At 40.5% G+C, this 15674-nt stretch carries 15 protein-coding genes; 13 read left to right on the forward strand and 2 right to left on the reverse strand.

What is annotated here, in order from left to right:
• Positions 1 to 383: 383 nt before the first annotated feature.
• Both K348_RS0107410 and K348_RS0107415 read right to left on the reverse strand, forming a co-directional pair.
• On the reverse strand, positions 384 to 1997 hold the full coding sequence (locus K348_RS0107410; protein WP_029904329.1) for an ABC-F family ATP-binding cassette domain-containing protein: 1614 nt from the start codon (positions 1995 to 1997) through the stop codon (positions 384 to 386).
• 166 nt (positions 1998 to 2163) lie between these two features.
• Complete coding sequence (locus K348_RS0107415) at positions 2164 to 3600, reverse strand: PDZ domain-containing protein (protein ID WP_029904330.1); 1437 nt, start codon at positions 3598 to 3600, stop codon at positions 2164 to 2166.
• A gap of 177 nt (positions 3601 to 3777) precedes the next feature.
• Here K348_RS0107415 and K348_RS0107420 point away from each other — a divergent pair, with 177 nt between their 5' ends.
• The 13 genes from K348_RS0107420 to K348_RS0107480 all read left to right on the forward strand — a co-directional run bounded on the left by K348_RS0107420 (position 3778) and on the right by K348_RS0107480 (position 15506).
• Positions 3778 to 4665: a VIT1/CCC1 transporter family protein gene (locus K348_RS0107420; RefSeq protein ID WP_051697693.1), complete on the forward strand. Its 888-nt coding sequence runs from the start codon at positions 3778 to 3780 to the stop codon at positions 4663 to 4665.
• A gap of 168 nt (positions 4666 to 4833) precedes the next feature.
• The gene (locus K348_RS0107425; RefSeq protein WP_029904332.1) at positions 4834 to 5217 is read left to right on the forward strand and encodes a nuclear transport factor 2 family protein; all 384 of its coding nucleotides are present in this window, start codon (positions 4834 to 4836) and stop codon (positions 5215 to 5217) included.
• Positions 5218 to 5399: 182 nt separating this feature from the next.
• Positions 5400 to 5999 (forward strand): riboflavin synthase, encoded by a 600-nt coding sequence (locus K348_RS0107430; RefSeq protein ID WP_029904333.1) that lies wholly within the window; start codon positions 5400 to 5402, stop codon positions 5997 to 5999.
• A 22-nt stretch (positions 6000 to 6021) separates the two neighbouring features.
• On the forward strand, positions 6022 to 6669 hold the full coding sequence (locus K348_RS0107435) for a DUF6624 domain-containing protein (protein ID WP_029904334.1): 648 nt from the start codon (positions 6022 to 6024) through the stop codon (positions 6667 to 6669).
• A gap of 19 nt (positions 6670 to 6688) precedes the next feature.
• Positions 6689 to 7234, forward strand: coding sequence for a nitroreductase family protein (locus K348_RS0107440; protein ID WP_029904335.1), 546 nt, complete (start codon positions 6689 to 6691; stop codon positions 7232 to 7234).
• Positions 7235 to 7246: 12 nt separating this feature from the next.
• Complete coding sequence (locus K348_RS0107445; RefSeq protein ID WP_029904336.1) at positions 7247 to 7852, forward strand: DUF2238 domain-containing protein; 606 nt, start codon at positions 7247 to 7249, stop codon at positions 7850 to 7852.
• 69 nt (positions 7853 to 7921) lie between these two features.
• Positions 7922 to 8851, forward strand: a complete 930-nt coding sequence (locus K348_RS0107450) for a DMT family transporter (protein WP_029904337.1) — start codon at positions 7922 to 7924, stop codon at positions 8849 to 8851.
• Positions 8852 to 8921: 70 nt separating this feature from the next.
• Positions 8922 to 10115, forward strand: a complete 1194-nt coding sequence (locus K348_RS0107455) for a hypothetical protein (protein ID WP_051697696.1) — start codon at positions 8922 to 8924, stop codon at positions 10113 to 10115.
• Positions 10116 to 10180: 65 nt separating this feature from the next.
• A complete protein-coding gene (locus K348_RS0107460) occupies positions 10181 to 10690 on the forward strand; it encodes a hypothetical protein (protein ID WP_029904339.1) in 510 nt (169 codons plus the stop codon).
• Positions 10691 to 10700: 10 nt separating this feature from the next.
• Entirely contained in the window at positions 10701 to 11786 is a 1086-nt protein-coding gene (gene mnmA / locus K348_RS0107465; protein ID WP_029904340.1) for a tRNA 2-thiouridine(34) synthase MnmA, read from the forward strand.
• A 112-nt stretch (positions 11787 to 11898) separates the two neighbouring features.
• On the forward strand, positions 11899 to 12534 hold the full coding sequence (locus K348_RS0107470; RefSeq protein ID WP_029904341.1) for a trimeric intracellular cation channel family protein: 636 nt from the start codon (positions 11899 to 11901) through the stop codon (positions 12532 to 12534).
• A gap of 89 nt (positions 12535 to 12623) precedes the next feature.
• A complete protein-coding gene (locus K348_RS0107475; RefSeq protein WP_029904342.1) occupies positions 12624 to 14609 on the forward strand; it encodes an OmpA family protein in 1986 nt (661 codons plus the stop codon).
• Positions 14610 to 15506 carry a DUF4835 family protein gene (locus K348_RS0107480; protein WP_029904343.1) on the forward strand — a complete coding sequence of 299 codons (897 nt, stop codon included), beginning with the start codon at positions 14610 to 14612 and terminating at the stop codon, positions 15504 to 15506. It abuts the gene before it with no gap.
• Positions 15507 to 15674: the final 168 nt, after the last annotated feature.

Raw genomic sequence — 15674 nt, forward strand, 5'->3', positions numbered from 1 at the left:
AGGAGGAGCTATTTTCCAATAACCATATTGATCAATATCAACTTTCGCAAGCAAATGATTGAACTGTAAGATCGGTAAAAAGTAAGGAGACTTACATGGTTGTTGGCGGTTTAAATGCCCAGAACACCCTATGAATAACTCCTCCTTGATATTAATTTTTTTGTTATATTTGTACTGTGAAGTTGATTTAGTTTTATAAATTAAAAAATAAATGTTTCGCTAAATTCATGTTTTATAGTGTAAATATAACACAATAAATTGATTAATCATAATTATTGAGTGATAATAATACAGATTTTAACTATTTATTGTTAAAATAAATAACGTACAGAGATAAAAAAACGGGAGTGTAATGCTCCCGTTTTCTTTTTATATGAAAAGAATTATTTATACATTTTTTCTCTCAATGCTTTCACTTCATCGGAGGTAATATAATCATCATAATCCATGATTTTATCAATCGTGCCGTTCGGTGTGAGTTCGATTACCCTGTTACATACAGTCTGGATAAATTCGTGGTCATGCGATGACATCAATATATTTCCTTTAAACTGGATGAGTGTATTGTTAAATGCCTGTATCGACTCAAGATCGAGGTGATTGGTCGGTGAATCCAATATCAGGCAGTTTGCACTCTTCATCATCATGCGGGCAATCATACAGCGCATTTTCTCTCCTCCTGAAAGCACTTTGGTATTCTTAAGCACTTCTTCACCTGAGAACAACATCCTACCCAAGAATCCTTTGATGTATATCTCACTCGTATCGTCTGAGAACTGCGAAAGCCAGTCGATAAGATTAAGATCGTCTTTGAAATAATCGCTGTTGTCCAGCGGAAGATAGGCTGAGGTAATGGTCTGCCCCCAGCTGAAAGTTCCGGCATCGGGCTGCATATAATCATTAATAATCTCAAAGAACGCAGTCATGGCACGCGGGTCTTTCGACAGGAAGACAACCTTGTCGTCTTTTTCTATATTGAAGTTTACATTATCAAATAATACCTTTCCTTCTATGGATTTACTCAGCCCGTTAACTTCGAGTATCTTATTACCCGGTTCGCGGTCGGGAGTAAAGATAATTCCCGGATATTTACGAGACGACGGCTTAATCTCTTCGATGTTGAGCTTCTCAATCATTTTTTTACGGCTGGTAGTCTGCTTCGATTTAGCAACATTGGCACTGAAACGGCGAATAAATTCTTCCAGCTCCTTTTTCTTTTCCTCGGCCTTTTTGTTCTGTTGCTGTTGCTGGCGGAGAGCGAGTTGGCTGGATTCGTACCAGAAGCTGTAGTTACCCGCAAACATTGTTACCTTACCGAAATCGATATCTACGGTGTGTGTACATACCGAGTCGAGGAAGTGACGGTCATGCGAAACTATCAGGATTGTATTTTCTGCATTAGCCAGATAGTTTTCCAGCCACATTACGGTTTCTATATCGAGGTCGTTGGTAGGCTCATCGAGTAGCAGGTTGTCAGGATTCCCGAACAGTGCGCGTGCAAGCAGGATACGTACTTTCTGTTTCCCGCTAATATCACCCATTATCTGATAATGCAGGTCTTCGGATACTCCTAGCCCGCTTAAAAGCATGGCTGCATCGTTCTCTGCATTCCAACCTTCCAGTTCTGCGAACCTCTCTTCCAGCTCGGAAGCCCTGATACCGTCGGCATCGGAAAAATCTTCTTTAGCATAGAGTGCATCTTTTTCTTTCATTATTTCCCACAAGACAGAATGCCCCTGCAATACTGTGTCCATTACAGACTGGTCGTCGAATGCAAAGTGATCCTGTGCCAACACAGAGAGCCGTTCGCCCGGGCCGAGAGAGAATGTTCCGCTTGTAGCATCTTTTTCTCCGCTTAATATTTTAAGGAGTGTAGATTTTCCTGCGCCGTTGGCACCGATGATGCCGTAGCAATTACCGCTTGTAAATTTCAGATTCACATCTTGAAACAACACACGTTTACCAAACTGAATACCTAAATTAGAAACTGTTATCATTTTTATGTCTTTATATATCAATAGATAAATCAGTTACATAGCGTAACCGTAAATCGGGCGCAAAGGTACGAATTTTTAGCCTGATTTTGAGTGGAATTGTAATAAAAAACAAGGCCGGAAATATAACATCGATTTGCCGGAAAGTTTAGAGGGGTAAGCTTACCGTTTACAAGGTTTTCACGGTAACTGATTTGCGTATTTCGGGGATAACGGTAAAGATGCGTGTCTGCATACCGTCCCATGCCTCTATGGTTATCCTGTTGTCGGCATGATTGCCAACATAGTTGCGGAAGCTATAAAGATAAGAAAACTGCGACTGATACCGAGGCTTTGCTATTTCCTTAGCTATTTCGGGATAATAGCCTACGTTCCAGTACATGCAGTCGTAGTAGCCTTCTGCATTGGTAAAACGGCTAGCCTGATCGCGGAATACCATTGTTTCGTCGATAAAGCGTTTGTAGCCTTCCGACAATTTTTCTTTGTTCTGGTCAAATTTCAGATTATTAATCTTCTTGATAACATAACCCGGGCGGATGCCGGCTTTGAATGCCGGAGAATCGGCTTCTACTTCTTTTACTGTAGCCAGATCATTGGAATCATAATAGATTCCGGTATAATTATACCGATTGAAATCCACTTTATACAGCGCTCCGTTTTTAGGCGTAGAATAGGGGAATTGTTTCAGCATAAGCGGGGTATGGAACCGTACATATTCGTCCAGTGAATACTTCGAAGAAAGGTAGTCCTTTATATTGCAGTCCCAAATCTGGGTCATTCTTGTCGAATCAATATATTTTCTGTCATAGAAACTGAACCCGTATTCAACAATATATTGTGATACTTTGTCGATATTCGGCTCTTCCGGACTGAATATCGGCAGCAGGGATACCTGTTGTTTGTCTACATCGAAGCGCCAGACGCCCGGTGCATAGTTGGGATTGCTCAATCCTGTAAATTTAGGATTGGGTTCGTAGCTGTAATATGCCTGAACGATAATATCGGGATCGTTGGTATCCCGCACTAAGCCTTTTGCCTGCAGGTCTTTTTCAAGTAAGGCAGTTATTTGTTTATCTATAGCCGGAACGGGCTTATCGTCCTTATAAAAATCGTAGGTATGATAATCGTAAAAGTCAACATCTTTGTCAATTTCCGTATTAATTGGTAAAGAAAATATACGCTCGTTGGTATCTTCGAGGCTGTAAAATGAAAATATCCTCGATAATTCCCTTTCGCTGACCGAATTGGTAGGAATGCATTTTCTGGATAATGTATATTCTTTGAAATATGCATTCATATTTCTTATCGTAAAGTTGACAGTAGGAGCGTACATGTCTTCGAACAACCATTTGGCAATGGTTTGATTATCGCGCAGATATGTAGCATTTCTGTTGATTTCCATAATGATGTCACCTACACGTATACCAGCCTTCTCGGCAGGGGAGTTAGGTTCTACATCGGTAATTATCAGTTCTCCGTAGCCCCAGTTTTTATTGTCGCTGACATCGAAGCTAAAACCGAAATAACAGTTCTTGTTGTAGTCCTGTGAATAAATAAAAGGAGCAAATATTGTAAGTAGTAAAAGTGCTAGTGCTGTTTTTTTCATTTTAAGTTATTAAGTTGAAAAACTGTGACGCAAATATATAATTTTTTTATTGATTTTCTCATTTACAATTTGATAAGGTGTATATAAATAGTAAGAGAATGTTACAACAATACCGATTGTAAAAGTGTTCATTATATGAAACTAACAAGGTATTATCTAAATTGAAAACTTTATCCTATGAGAGATCAAAACACACTCAGCCCCGAAATAAAAAATAAATTGCTGATAGCCCAGTGCAATGAAATAACCGAATCGATAGTCTATCGCAAAATAGCGACTATCATCAAAGACGAGGATAACCGCAAAGTAATAAACCGCATTGCCGATCAGGAACTGTATCATGCCAAAACTTGGAAATCGTATACCCAACAGGATGTAGAGCCGAATAAATTCAAGGTATGGTTTTATGTCACCGTTGTTAGAGTTCTCGGGCTTACTTTCGGAATTAAACTCATGGAAAGAGGCGAGCGCAATGCCGTGATCGATTATGATAAACTATCGGAGTTTATCCCTGAAGCTAAAGCCATACAGAAAGACGAAGAGGAGCACGAGTCGCAGCTTATCGCCATGATTAAGGACAAGCCGCTCGATTATCTCGGGTCTATTGTTCTCGGGCTTAACGATGCACTTGTGGAACTTACCGGTGTGCTTGCCGGGCTTACTTTCGGTTTGCAAAACGTAAAGATTATTGCATCGGTGGGTATTATTACGGGTATATCGGCAGCTTTTTCGATGGCAGGCTCGGAATACCTCTCTACCAAGACCGATGGTGACGGGCGGGTGAAGCCTCTTACGGCTTCGGTATATACGGGGATAGCTTATATCCTTACTGTTGTGGCGCTTATTCTTCCATATCTGTTGTTGAGCAATGTATATATGGCATTGGCAATCACGATTTCGGTAGCCATTATAATTATTGCCGTATTCAATTTCTACACGGCTATTGCAAAAGATTACTCTTTCAAATCGCGTTTCTGGGAAATGGTTGCAATCAGTCTTGGTGTGGCATTTATCAGTTTTATTATAGGAATAGTTGTGAAAGAAATATTTAATATCGAAGTGTAATTCATTCCCGTTAAAGCTGCGGCACGAAACAAAAGTGATATCTTCCGGCAGGTGTTTATTAAGAACAGGCAATACGATAATCTGAATCAGGAGAAATTCACTATGCTTTTTAAACAATTCAAATTTTATTAACTTCGCAAAAACAAAATTAATAAAGAGGAATAAGTTATGAATCGGAGAACAGTGTCGGCAGAAGAGTATAATGAAGTTATTAATGCGGCTGCTAGATATGTAGAAGCAGTAAGAACAGGTAACATAGATATGCTGGGCGAAGTATTCCATGAGGATTGTGTAACTTATGGTACGGTCGACGGTAAGCTGATGGGTGGTGGAAAAGGAAATCCAACTGCCGATTTTATTAAAAATTATGGTCCATCAACTAAAATTGTTTCTCATATTGATGTGCTCGACATTACCCCAACCACCGCAATTGTTCGAATTGTTAGTGAAAAGGATGCTGTGGACTCTGATTGCAACGACTATCTATCGTTTATTAAACTCGATACCGGATGGACTGTTATTGCTAAGGTTTTTCACCAGTTCGATAAATGATTTTCTTTAACTCCCAATATAAGTTCGCTTTCCTATTCAACCTATAGGCACATTTATCTGTTATTGAGGTAAAAATCAGATAATACAGAGGCTTTGAAATTATGCAAAACCTCTTCTTTTATCGAATAAATACGTACCTTTGTAGCGCAAAAATAATTGAAACAAACTAAAATATAAATATCATGTTTTCAGGTATAGTTGAAGAAGCTGCAACAGTGGTTTCGTTGCGTAAAGAAGCAGAAAACCTGCATCTTACAATGAGTTGCTCGTTTTCTCATGAGTTGAAAATAGACCAGAGCGTTGCGCACAACGGCGTTTGCCTCACTGTTGTAAGTCTGGACGATGATAAATATACCGTTACAGCTATTAAAGAAACTTTAGACCGCTCGAATCTCGGCCTGCTGAAAGTGGGGGATAAGGTAAACCTTGAACGCAGCATGCTGATGAACGGACGCCTCGACGGGCATATCGTACAGGGACATGTTGACCAAACTGCAAAATGTGTGGAAGTCAGAAAAGCGGATGGTAGCTGGTATTTCAAATTCGAGTACGAATTTGACCGCGAAATGGCGAAAAAAGGTTATCTGACAGTGGATAAAGGTTCGGTTACAGTGAACGGCGTGAGCCTTACCGTAGTTGCACCGACAAATAATACGTTTGAAGTGGCCATTATTCCTTATACTTACGAGCATACTAACTTCCACCAGATAAAACCCGGAAGTGTGGTTAATATCGAATTCGATATTATCGGTAAATACATCAGCCGTATTACGCAATTATAATCCGATTATAAAATACTTTCATATGAAAAAATATCTGCTTTTTCATATCCTGTTTCTAAGCTCTGTAATTTCATGGGCTCAGAATCCTTCCGATAATAATCTGGAAGAAAAATTATCAGAGATGTATGCTAATGATCAGGCTGTACGTCAGGATTTAATGGAATTGAATGTACAGTGGGCAGGAAAACCGGAATTTAACGCCAAGATGGACAGTATAACGACTGTTATGCTTCGCATAGATAGAGAAAATCAGCTGTTCGTTGCAAATCTGCTTGATTCTGTAGGCTGGCCGTCCGGTTTATCTTTTGAGGCGAATATGGCTATATTTATGGTTATACAGCATAGTGCACCTGAGTATATGAGTAAATATGCAGATATGGTGGAACAGCAATACACCAAAGGTGTAATAATACCCAGCCTTTATGCAATATTTAAAGACAGGATGCTGATGCGCGCCGATAAGCCTCAATTGTATGGTTCACAGATATTCAATGGCTATGTATGGCCTATCGAAGACGTCGAAAATGTAGACGAGAGACGAAAGCAGATGACTTTACCATCTATGGAGCAGTATCTGGATATGATGAAAAACGGAGGGAACTCTGTTGTGTGGGAAAAGGATATCACAATAGAAGAGATAAAAGAGCTGATAAAACAAAAACGAAACTAAATTACCTATACAACTTGATATGGATTTCTACGAACTGGTCAAGAAGCGCCAGAGTACACGCGCTTTTGATACTTCACGCACAGTCGACCGCGAAATAATCGGCCGTATTCTTGAAGCTGCACGCCTTTCACCCTCTGCTTGTAATGCTCAGCCGTGGCATTTCATTGTAGTGGACGAACCCGAATTGAAAAATAAGGTGGCAGATGCGGCATCGGCACGTCTGCTGGGTATGAATCACTTTACAAAGCAGGCTCCTGTACATATTATTGTAGTAGAAGAAAAAGTAAATATCACTTCGGGTATCGGCGGAGTGGTAAAGGATAAGCATTTTGCTTTCCTCGATATCGGTATCGCTGCAGCGCATATTTGTCTGGCAGCAGAGGCTGAGGGGCTGGGAAGTTGCATACTGGGCTGGTTTGCCGAATCAAAGATGAAGAAGCTACTGAATATTCCGGACAACAGGCGCGTGGTACTCGATATTCTTATCGGTTATCCGGCACAACCTTTGCGTGAGAAGAAGCGTAAAAAGACAGAAGAGATTATCTCATATAACACTTACAAATAACAAACTACATACATGGAAAAGAAACACTGGATTTTCCTTATCATATTCTTTATTGTAGGCATATGGTCGGGAATCAATCCTTACGAAACGGGCTTATGGTTTCTAGAAGCGGGAATGTGCCTTGTCGGCGTCGCCATACTGGCATTGACCTTCAAAAAGTTTAAGTTTACGGATATGACGTATTTCTTTATACTTATCCATTTGATTATCCTGTTTATAGGCGCGCATTATTCTTATGCAAAAGTGCCTGCGTTCGACTGGATAAAGGAAGCGTTCGACCAAAGCCGGAATAATTACGATAAGGTCGGTCATTTTGCACAGGGATTCATTCCTGCCATGATAGCCCGTGAATTGCTTATCCGTCTGGATGTGATAAAGAGAAAAGGCTGGATTCCGTTCCTTGTGGTATGTATTTGTCTTGCCATCAGTGCCTTCTACGAACTGATAGAATGGTGGGTAGCTGTCCTGTCGGGTGACGGGGCGGATGACTTCCTCGGTACGCAGGGGTATGTATGGGATACTCAATCGGATATGCTTATGGCGATGATAGGGGCAATCTGTATGCTTATATTCTTCTCTAAGTTGCAGGATAAGCAAATAAATAAAATAATGAAATAATATGCCAATGTGCCAATTCGTAAATAGAAAATTGGCATATCGGCACATTAAATAATTGGCAAATTAATAATGGCTCTCTCCCAAAAGCAACAAGGACATCTCATCATGCTATTTGTGATGAGTATATTCGGTCTGAATATTCCTATAAATAAATATTTATACTCAAGTGAGTTGTTGTCGCCAATGGCAATGACGCTTTTGCGTATGGGATTTGCCGCCATTGCTTTCTGGATAGTTTCTTTATTCACGAAGAAAGAAAAGGTAGAGAAAAAAGATTTATGGATACTTATTGCCGGCGGATTGAGCGGCATGCTGATAAACCAGACTCTGTTTGCCATAGGTCTCGGACAAACTTCATCTGTAGATGCATCGATAATAACAACAAGCGGGCCATTGTTTGCCATGATTCTGGCAGCCATTATTTTGAAAGAACCGATAACGGCAAAGAAATTCGGCGGTGTAATCGTAGGCGGAGGGGGAGCGATATTTCTGGTTTATTCGAGTCATCAGGTATCTACAGGGCAAGGTTCGGCATTAGTCGGTGACCTCTCAGTACTATCGGCACAGATGTTTTACGCTTTTTACCTTGTAATTACACGTCCCTTATCTACGAAGTATTCCCCGATAACCATGATGAAATGGATGTTCCTTTTTGCTACATTAATTGATTTGCCGATAGGATTTAAATATGTGGCTGAGGCTCCGATGTTTTCTCAGACAGACATTACACCATACCTTTTACTATCCTTTACACTGATAGGCGCTACCTTTATTACATATATGCTGATTCCTTTGGCACAGAGGAGAATCAGGCCTACAACCATATCTATGTACAACAATATGCAGCCGTTGATAGCTTCCGGCGTTGCTATATTTATGGGTATGGACAAGTTTACAATCGAAAAGCTGATTGCTGCCGTTCTGATATTCGGAGGCGTATACCTTGTAACGGTCAGTAAGTCCAGAGCTGACGTTGAAGAAGAAGCGAAGACAGCATAATCATAGGCTAACAGTCTGCTTTTCTTAAAAATAAACCGTAATTTTACGCATATTTTATTAAATATACACGATGGATAAAGTGAGTAACCGCATTAAATATTGCTGTTTTGGTATCGTATTACTGGGACTTGTGTTCAGGCTCTTTTTATTTGATAACCACTCTCCGGATTACGGTGGCTTTCTCAGTCATTGGATTAACCATATAAAAATGTACGGTTTTCCCGGCTTTAAGGATGACTTTTATAATTATACGCCTACTTATATTTATCTGTTGGCGATTGTGGCAAAATCAGACATATACCCCCTTTATGGGATAAAGATTATCTCGGTTATATTCGACTTTATAGCCGCTTATTTTATGGCTCAGATAGTTTTTCTGGTTACAAAAAAACAATCATTTAAGTGGATATCTTTTGCCTTGGTATCGATACTTCCGTCCGTTATACTGAATGGCTCTTTTATGGCACAATGTGATTCCGTCTATGTTTCCGTTATATTAGCCAGTATTTATTTCCTGTTGAAACGTAATAATCTGGTATCGGTTATTCTTCTCGGGCTAGCATTTGCATTGAAAGCACAGACAAGCATTGTACTGCCGTTTTTCTTTGTCTATATGCTCAGGGGAGGGATCAGATGGTATTATTTCCTGATGATTCCCGTGATATATATTATTACTATTATACCGGCCTGGATTGCCGGCCGGCCATTTCTCGACTTATTACTGATCTATAAGATGCAATCGGAATATTACGAAAGTGTAGTAGCCTTTTTTCCGAATATCTATGTATGGATTCAACGGCTTATAAATTATGATAAGAATATCGGTATGATATTCACTGTAATATTAACGTTGACGGCAGGACTTCTTTTATGCAGAAAAAAATATATATTCTCTTTGCAATCATGGATACAACTTCTCTTTATAAGTGCTATCGTATGTCCATTCTTTCTTCCGGGGATGCGCGAACGTTATATGTTTTTGGGTGATATATTAGCTATTGGATACATGTTTATGTATCCGAAGAAAATATACCTGCCTCTAGGCATTATTTTCATATCTTTTTATTCATATATCAGGTGTTTCCATTATTTTACGGCATATGCAGATTATCCACAGGATACATTCGTCTTCTTCGAATTTATACCATGGAGATTGATGGCATTGGCTTATTTTGGCATTATAGTACTGACTATAATTAATTTTGTGAAAACATTAAAAGATAATAGGCCGGAAGATGAATTCCGGATAAAAGATAAAGCTTAGAAGATTTATTACAATCTGCGAAATAAAGTGTACTTTTGTACCCTGATTAGAAGCTTTTACCGATAATGAAAAAAATAAAGATAATATTCTTATTATTGCTGTTTCCTTTTGCCTGTTCTGCCCAGTTTCTGGGAATAGGAGCGCAATATGCCACTCCGCAGGAGGGAGGCAATGCTATACAGTTTGCAGCGAATGCATCTTTTCCTGTATGGCATAAGAAAAATCCGTTCAATTCATACATTGCCAGCGGAATAGATTATACCGGAGGAAGTACGCCCGTATCGGGTCTCAACCTGAAACCGATACAGTTGACTTCATTTTTGAGTGAGTCGTTATTCAATAATAACAAAGCGACTATTCTTGTCGGCTGTGATGCAGGTTATCTGTTCAACTTCCGGCATGGAAAGGACGGTATAGTTATCACTCCGAATGTTTACTTCGATTATAAATTCTTTTTTGTGAGGGCCGGATATGACTTTAATGTAACAGGCAACGAGCAGCAGTTTTTTGTCCGGACAGGCTTCTCTTTCGGTATGGGTTCTATAAAGTCGTTCGTGAAAACGAAAATCTGGTAGGAAAATAATAATGAAAATAGCAGCATTGGTATCCGGTGGGGTAGACAGTTCGGTAGTTGTACATCAACTAAAGGAACAAGGCTATGACCCTACGATATTTTATATACGGATAGGCATGGAAGACGAGCAGGGCTACATCGATTGTCCTGCCGAAGAAGATATTGAAATTACAACCTATATAGCAAAGAAATACAGTTGTAAGATGGAAGTCGTATCCCTGCACGAAGAATACTGGGAAAATGTAGTGAGTTATACAATAGACGCCGTTAAGCGCGGACTGACTCCGAATCCCGATATGATGTGCAACAAGATGATTAAATTCGGATGTTTTGAACAGAAATGGGGGCACGAATTCGATAAGATTGCCACAGGCCACTATGCCACCACAACCGAGTTGAACGGTAAGACATGGCTGTCTACAGCAAAAGACCATGTAAAAGACCAGACCTACTTCCTCGGGCAGATTGATTACCTGCAGGCATCCAAACTGATGTTCCCTATCGGCGATTTATTGAAGAGTGAAGTGCGTGCTATAGCTGCGCAACAGGGGTTACCTTCTGCACAGCGAAAAGACAGCCAGGGAATATGCTTTCTCGGAAAAATCAATTACAACGATTTTATCCGCCGTTATCTCGGTGAACGGAAAGGTAAAATTGTGGAACTCGAAACCGGTAATGTACTGGGAAAGCACGACGGCTACTGGTTCCATACTATCGGACAGCGCAAAGGGCTGGGGCTCAGCGGTGGGCCGTGGTTTGTGATAAAGAAGGATACAAAACGGAATATAGTCTATGTATCCAATGGTTATGATCCTGAAACACAGTACGGGAAAGTAGTTAATCTGGCCGGATTCTCTTTTATCACGGAAGATATATGGGGCGATTTTGAAGGGCGTAAGGATATTACTTTCAAGATACGCCATACACCCGAATTTACGCACGGCTATATCGAAAAGATAGGCGACCTGTACCGTATTCATTCCGATGAAAAGATACAAGGCATCGCTGCCGGACAATTCGGTGTGGTATACGATGCCGATTCGAAACTGTGTATCGGTAGCGGCATGATAGCTAATGACGAAATTGTCGACAAATGAAGAAACTAGCTAAGCTTGAGGCTGTCAGGGGATTTGTCGCAGTGTATGTGATTTATATGTAAAGGATAATAATTATCTTATGTCTAAACTTTTCAAAAAATAACTCATTGACATGTTTCTCTTTGACGACCTCGCCGATATCCAGTTTGTCGATATAATCGAGTTTCTCGGAACAATTGCTTTTGCTATCAGTGGTATCCGTTTGGCTTCAGCAAAGCGCTTCGACTGGTTTGGAGCCATAGTGATCGGTTTTGTGACGGCAACAGGAGGCGGGACACTTCGCGATCTGCTGCTCGATGTTCCTATATTCTGGATGCAGGCAAGCCGTTATATATGGTGTACACTTTTTGCATTCCTTATTGTGCTTTGCTTCCGGAAGTATCTGGTACATCTGAATAATACGATATTCTGGTTCGACTGTATCGGGTTGGGATTATTCGTGGTAGTAGGATATGAAAAAGCACTTGCATTGGATTATTCGGTATGGGTATGTGTGTCGATGGCCACTATAACAGGTATAGTAGGAGGTATGATCCGCGATATCCTGATAAATGAAGTACCGATTATTTTTACGCAGGAACTGTATGCGGTAGCCTGTATACTGGGAGGAATCCTGTTCAGTATTCTGCATTACCTGAATGTAGAATTGACGGTAATAGAAATAGCTACAGCCTTATTTGTTGTTTTAATTAGAATATTAGCGACAAAATATCGCCTTAAACTTCCGATACTCAAGGGTGAGGACTAGCTTATTTGCTACCGTAAAAGGCAATATTCTTAGCATAAATGAGTTATATTTGTGTATTAAATGCATTTGCTGAGCAATATAAGAAAATCTTGAAAAAATATATTTACTATACATTAGGTTCGATACTGTTTCTGTCTTATCTCTTTTCGTGCAAATCGGTTAAACTGGAAGATGCCGATAAAAAGTTTGCACAGGGAGAGTACTTTGTCGCAGCCGATATGTATCGTAAGATTTACAGGAAAACCTCTGCAAAAAAGCGTGAGTTAAGAGGAGAGGTAGCTCTTCGCATGGCGGAAAGCTACAGTCTGATAAACTATCCGGTACGTGCCAATGCTGCTTATGCCAATGCCATACGATATAAAGTAAACGACAGTACTGTAACGCTACAATATGCACGTTCGTTACATAAAGCAGGCGATTACAAACAAGCTGCAAAGTATTACGAAGAATTTCTCAAATTATATCCCGATAACAGGTTTGCCCTGAACGGGCTCGAAGGAACGAGGCTGGCTCCCCAGTGGAAAGCTAAGCCGACGCTCTATAAAATCCAGCGGATGGATTTGTTCAATTCCAACAGGGGAGAATTCAGCCCGATGCTTTTACCTCCCGATTATGACCAGCTTTATTTTTCATCGAACCGAAAAGAGGCTACAGGAGATACTATCAGCGGCATTACCGGGGCGAAGCTTAACGATATCTTCATGTCGCGGAAGGATGAAAACGGGAAATGGATGAAAGTAGAGCATGTAGAATCGGCTCTTAATACCGAGTCGGATGAGGGTACACCTTCCTTTACTACTACGGGAACAACGATGTACTATACCCATACTCCGCTTCCCGATTCTGTGGGAATATTTTTTCCTGCTATCTATGTATCGCAACGTACGGGCGGCTCGTGGAGTAACGGTACCAAGCTGGAAATAAACAGGCGCGATACAATGAGTGTATATGCGCATCCCACAATAAATTCGACAGGAGATGTCCTGTATTTTGTGTCCGACAGGGCAGGAGGGCATGGCGGTAAGGACATTTGGCGTGCGGTGCTGGTAGGTGACCTTGTAGAATCGGTAGAAAATCTCGGTACGGATATAAATACGGCAGGCGATGAAATGTTTCCCTATCTGAGAAATGACTCCACGCTGTATTTTGCTTCGGACGGCCATGTGGGAATGGGTGGGTTAGACCTGTACAAAGCTGTATATAATTCGCAAACTAAACGCTGGAATATAGAAAACCTGCAATGGCCGATAAACTCTCAGGCAGACGATTTCGGAATCACTTTCGACGGGGATAAGGAAAGTGGATTCTTCAGCTCCAACAGGGGCGATGGCAGAGGTTTCGACCATATTTATTCTTTCGAATATCCTGTTATTAAAACACAGGTCGAAGGTTATATAGTAGATACTGACGATGAATTTGTTACTAATTCGACTATCAGGGTTGTCGGACGCGATGGTACTAATAAGAAGTTTCCGGGTAAGATCGACGGCACTTATACACTCGATGTGAATCAGGGGGTGGATTATGTGTTTCTTGCCAGTGGAGAGAATTATCTGAATACCCGCATGTCTTTGAAGACGGTTGAAATGGAGAAAGATTCCACCTATCTTGTCGACTTTATTCTGACACCGATAAATAAGCCTGTGGTATTGGAGAATATTTTCTACGATTTCGATAAGGCAACTTTACGACCCGAATCGAAAGAAGAGTTGGACGGGCTTATAGATCTCTTGACGCTCAATCCGAATGTAACTATCGAGTTATCGGCTCATACCGACCGTAAGGGATCAGAAGAATATAATATAGGACTTTCACAACGCCGTGCACAGTCTGTAGTCGATTATCTGATTGCTCACGGAATCGCTCCTGACCGCCTCACGGCAGTAGGTAAAGGTAAGAGTGAAGCCAAGACGGTGACAAAAGCCGTAGTGAAGAAATATGATTTCCTTAAAGAAGGCGAAGTATTGACACCGGAATTTATCGAACAACTTCCGCCCGAACAGCAGGATATGGCCGATCAGGTAAACCGTCGTACAGAGTTTAAAGTATTGAGTATAACTTATAACCTTGAGTAAATGAAACGCTTTATCTGGACAATACTATATTTACTGGTGTCCGCTTCTTTTCTGCAAGCGCAGGAACTTAATGCCAAACTGACGATTAATACACAACAATTGCCATCTCCTAATACACAGCTGATTTCTTCATTGGAATCGCAGGTGAACCGCTTGCTGAATGAACAGAAATGGACTGAGGTAACATTCAGTAAAAATGAACGGATAAACTGCAACGTAATAATAACTTTATCAGGTCAGACTTCCGAAAATAGCTTCTCAGGAGAGATTCAGGTAACATCTCAACGCCCTGTCTACAATTCTTCATATGTGACCTCTCTTTTTAATTTCAGGGATACACAATTCGAGTTTAGTTACCGTCAGGGAGAATCGCTCGATTATAATAATATATCGGTCGATAACAATCTCGTAGCCGTTATTTCATTCTATGCCAATATCATTATCGGTCTCGATTTCGATTCTTTTTCTTTAAATGGTGGCCGCCCCTATTTCAGTAAGGCTATGGACATAGCCAATATGGCGCAATCTCTAGGCACAAAGGGTTGGGAGCCTTTTTCGGGCAGAAACAATAATCGTTACGATCTGGCAATGGCACTTACCGAAGAGAGCTCTTCGCCGTTCCACACTTTTTTCTATAATTATCACCGCACGGGATTGGATGAAATGTCTGCAAATGCTTCCCGCGGTCGTATACGTATTATCGAATCTCTGAACGAACTTCCGAATCTGTATAGTGCGCGTCCGTCTTCGGTCTTGTTCAGTGTCCTTGCCGAAACTAAAATAGATGAGATTGTAAGAATCTCTTCACAGGCTACCGAAGAAGAGAAACAAAGTGTAAAGAAAATTCTCCTACCTATATTCCCTACCAAAAGCTATAATATAAACCAGTTGAAATAAGGTTAATATAGCGGAATTATTTCATAGAACTTTATCTATATAGTTTTAGCTTTTAGCCATTAGCTGATAGCTTTTAGTTCTTTGAAATAATATAGTTACGGGTTACTTCGCCCTACGGGTAGTTACGAGTTACATGTTTTGTTTTTGCACTGTCAATTGTCAACTTTT

Source organism: Prevotella sp. 10(H) (genome assembly GCF_000711235.1).
Lineage (GTDB): Bacteria > Bacteroidota > Bacteroidia > Bacteroidales > Dysgonomonadaceae > Dysgonomonas.

What these genes read in the sequence shown, in the direction of transcription:
- K348_RS0107410 (WP_029904329.1), bottom strand. Translation starts at nt 1,997, where the DNA reads ATGATAACAGTTTCTAATTTAGGTATTCAGTTTGGTAAACGTGTGTTG.
- K348_RS0107415 (WP_029904330.1), bottom strand. Translation starts at nt 3,600, where the DNA reads ATGAAAAAAACAGCACTAGCACTTTTACTACTTACAATATTTGCTCCT.
- K348_RS0107420 (WP_051697693.1), top strand. Translation starts at nt 3,778, where the DNA reads ATGAGAGATCAAAACACACTCAGCCCCGAAATAAAAAATAAATTGCTG.
- K348_RS0107425 (WP_029904332.1), top strand. Translation starts at nt 4,834, where the DNA reads ATGAATCGGAGAACAGTGTCGGCAGAAGAGTATAATGAAGTTATTAAT.
- K348_RS0107430 (WP_029904333.1), top strand. Translation starts at nt 5,400, where the DNA reads ATGTTTTCAGGTATAGTTGAAGAAGCTGCAACAGTGGTTTCGTTGCGT.
- K348_RS0107435 (WP_029904334.1), top strand. Translation starts at nt 6,022, where the DNA reads ATGAAAAAATATCTGCTTTTTCATATCCTGTTTCTAAGCTCTGTAATT.
- K348_RS0107440 (WP_029904335.1), top strand. Translation starts at nt 6,689, where the DNA reads ATGGATTTCTACGAACTGGTCAAGAAGCGCCAGAGTACACGCGCTTTT.
- K348_RS0107445 (WP_029904336.1), top strand. Translation starts at nt 7,247, where the DNA reads ATGGAAAAGAAACACTGGATTTTCCTTATCATATTCTTTATTGTAGGC.
- K348_RS0107450 (WP_029904337.1), top strand. Translation starts at nt 7,922, where the DNA reads ATGGCTCTCTCCCAAAAGCAACAAGGACATCTCATCATGCTATTTGTG.
- K348_RS0107455 (WP_051697696.1), top strand. Translation starts at nt 8,922, where the DNA reads ATGGATAAAGTGAGTAACCGCATTAAATATTGCTGTTTTGGTATCGTA.
- K348_RS0107460 (WP_029904339.1), top strand. Translation starts at nt 10,181, where the DNA reads ATGAAAAAAATAAAGATAATATTCTTATTATTGCTGTTTCCTTTTGCC.
- mnmA (WP_029904340.1), top strand. Translation starts at nt 10,701, where the DNA reads ATGAAAATAGCAGCATTGGTATCCGGTGGGGTAGACAGTTCGGTAGTT.
- K348_RS0107470 (WP_029904341.1), top strand. Translation starts at nt 11,899, where the DNA reads ATGTTTCTCTTTGACGACCTCGCCGATATCCAGTTTGTCGATATAATC.
- K348_RS0107480 (WP_029904343.1), top strand. Translation starts at nt 14,610, where the DNA reads ATGAAACGCTTTATCTGGACAATACTATATTTACTGGTGTCCGCTTCT.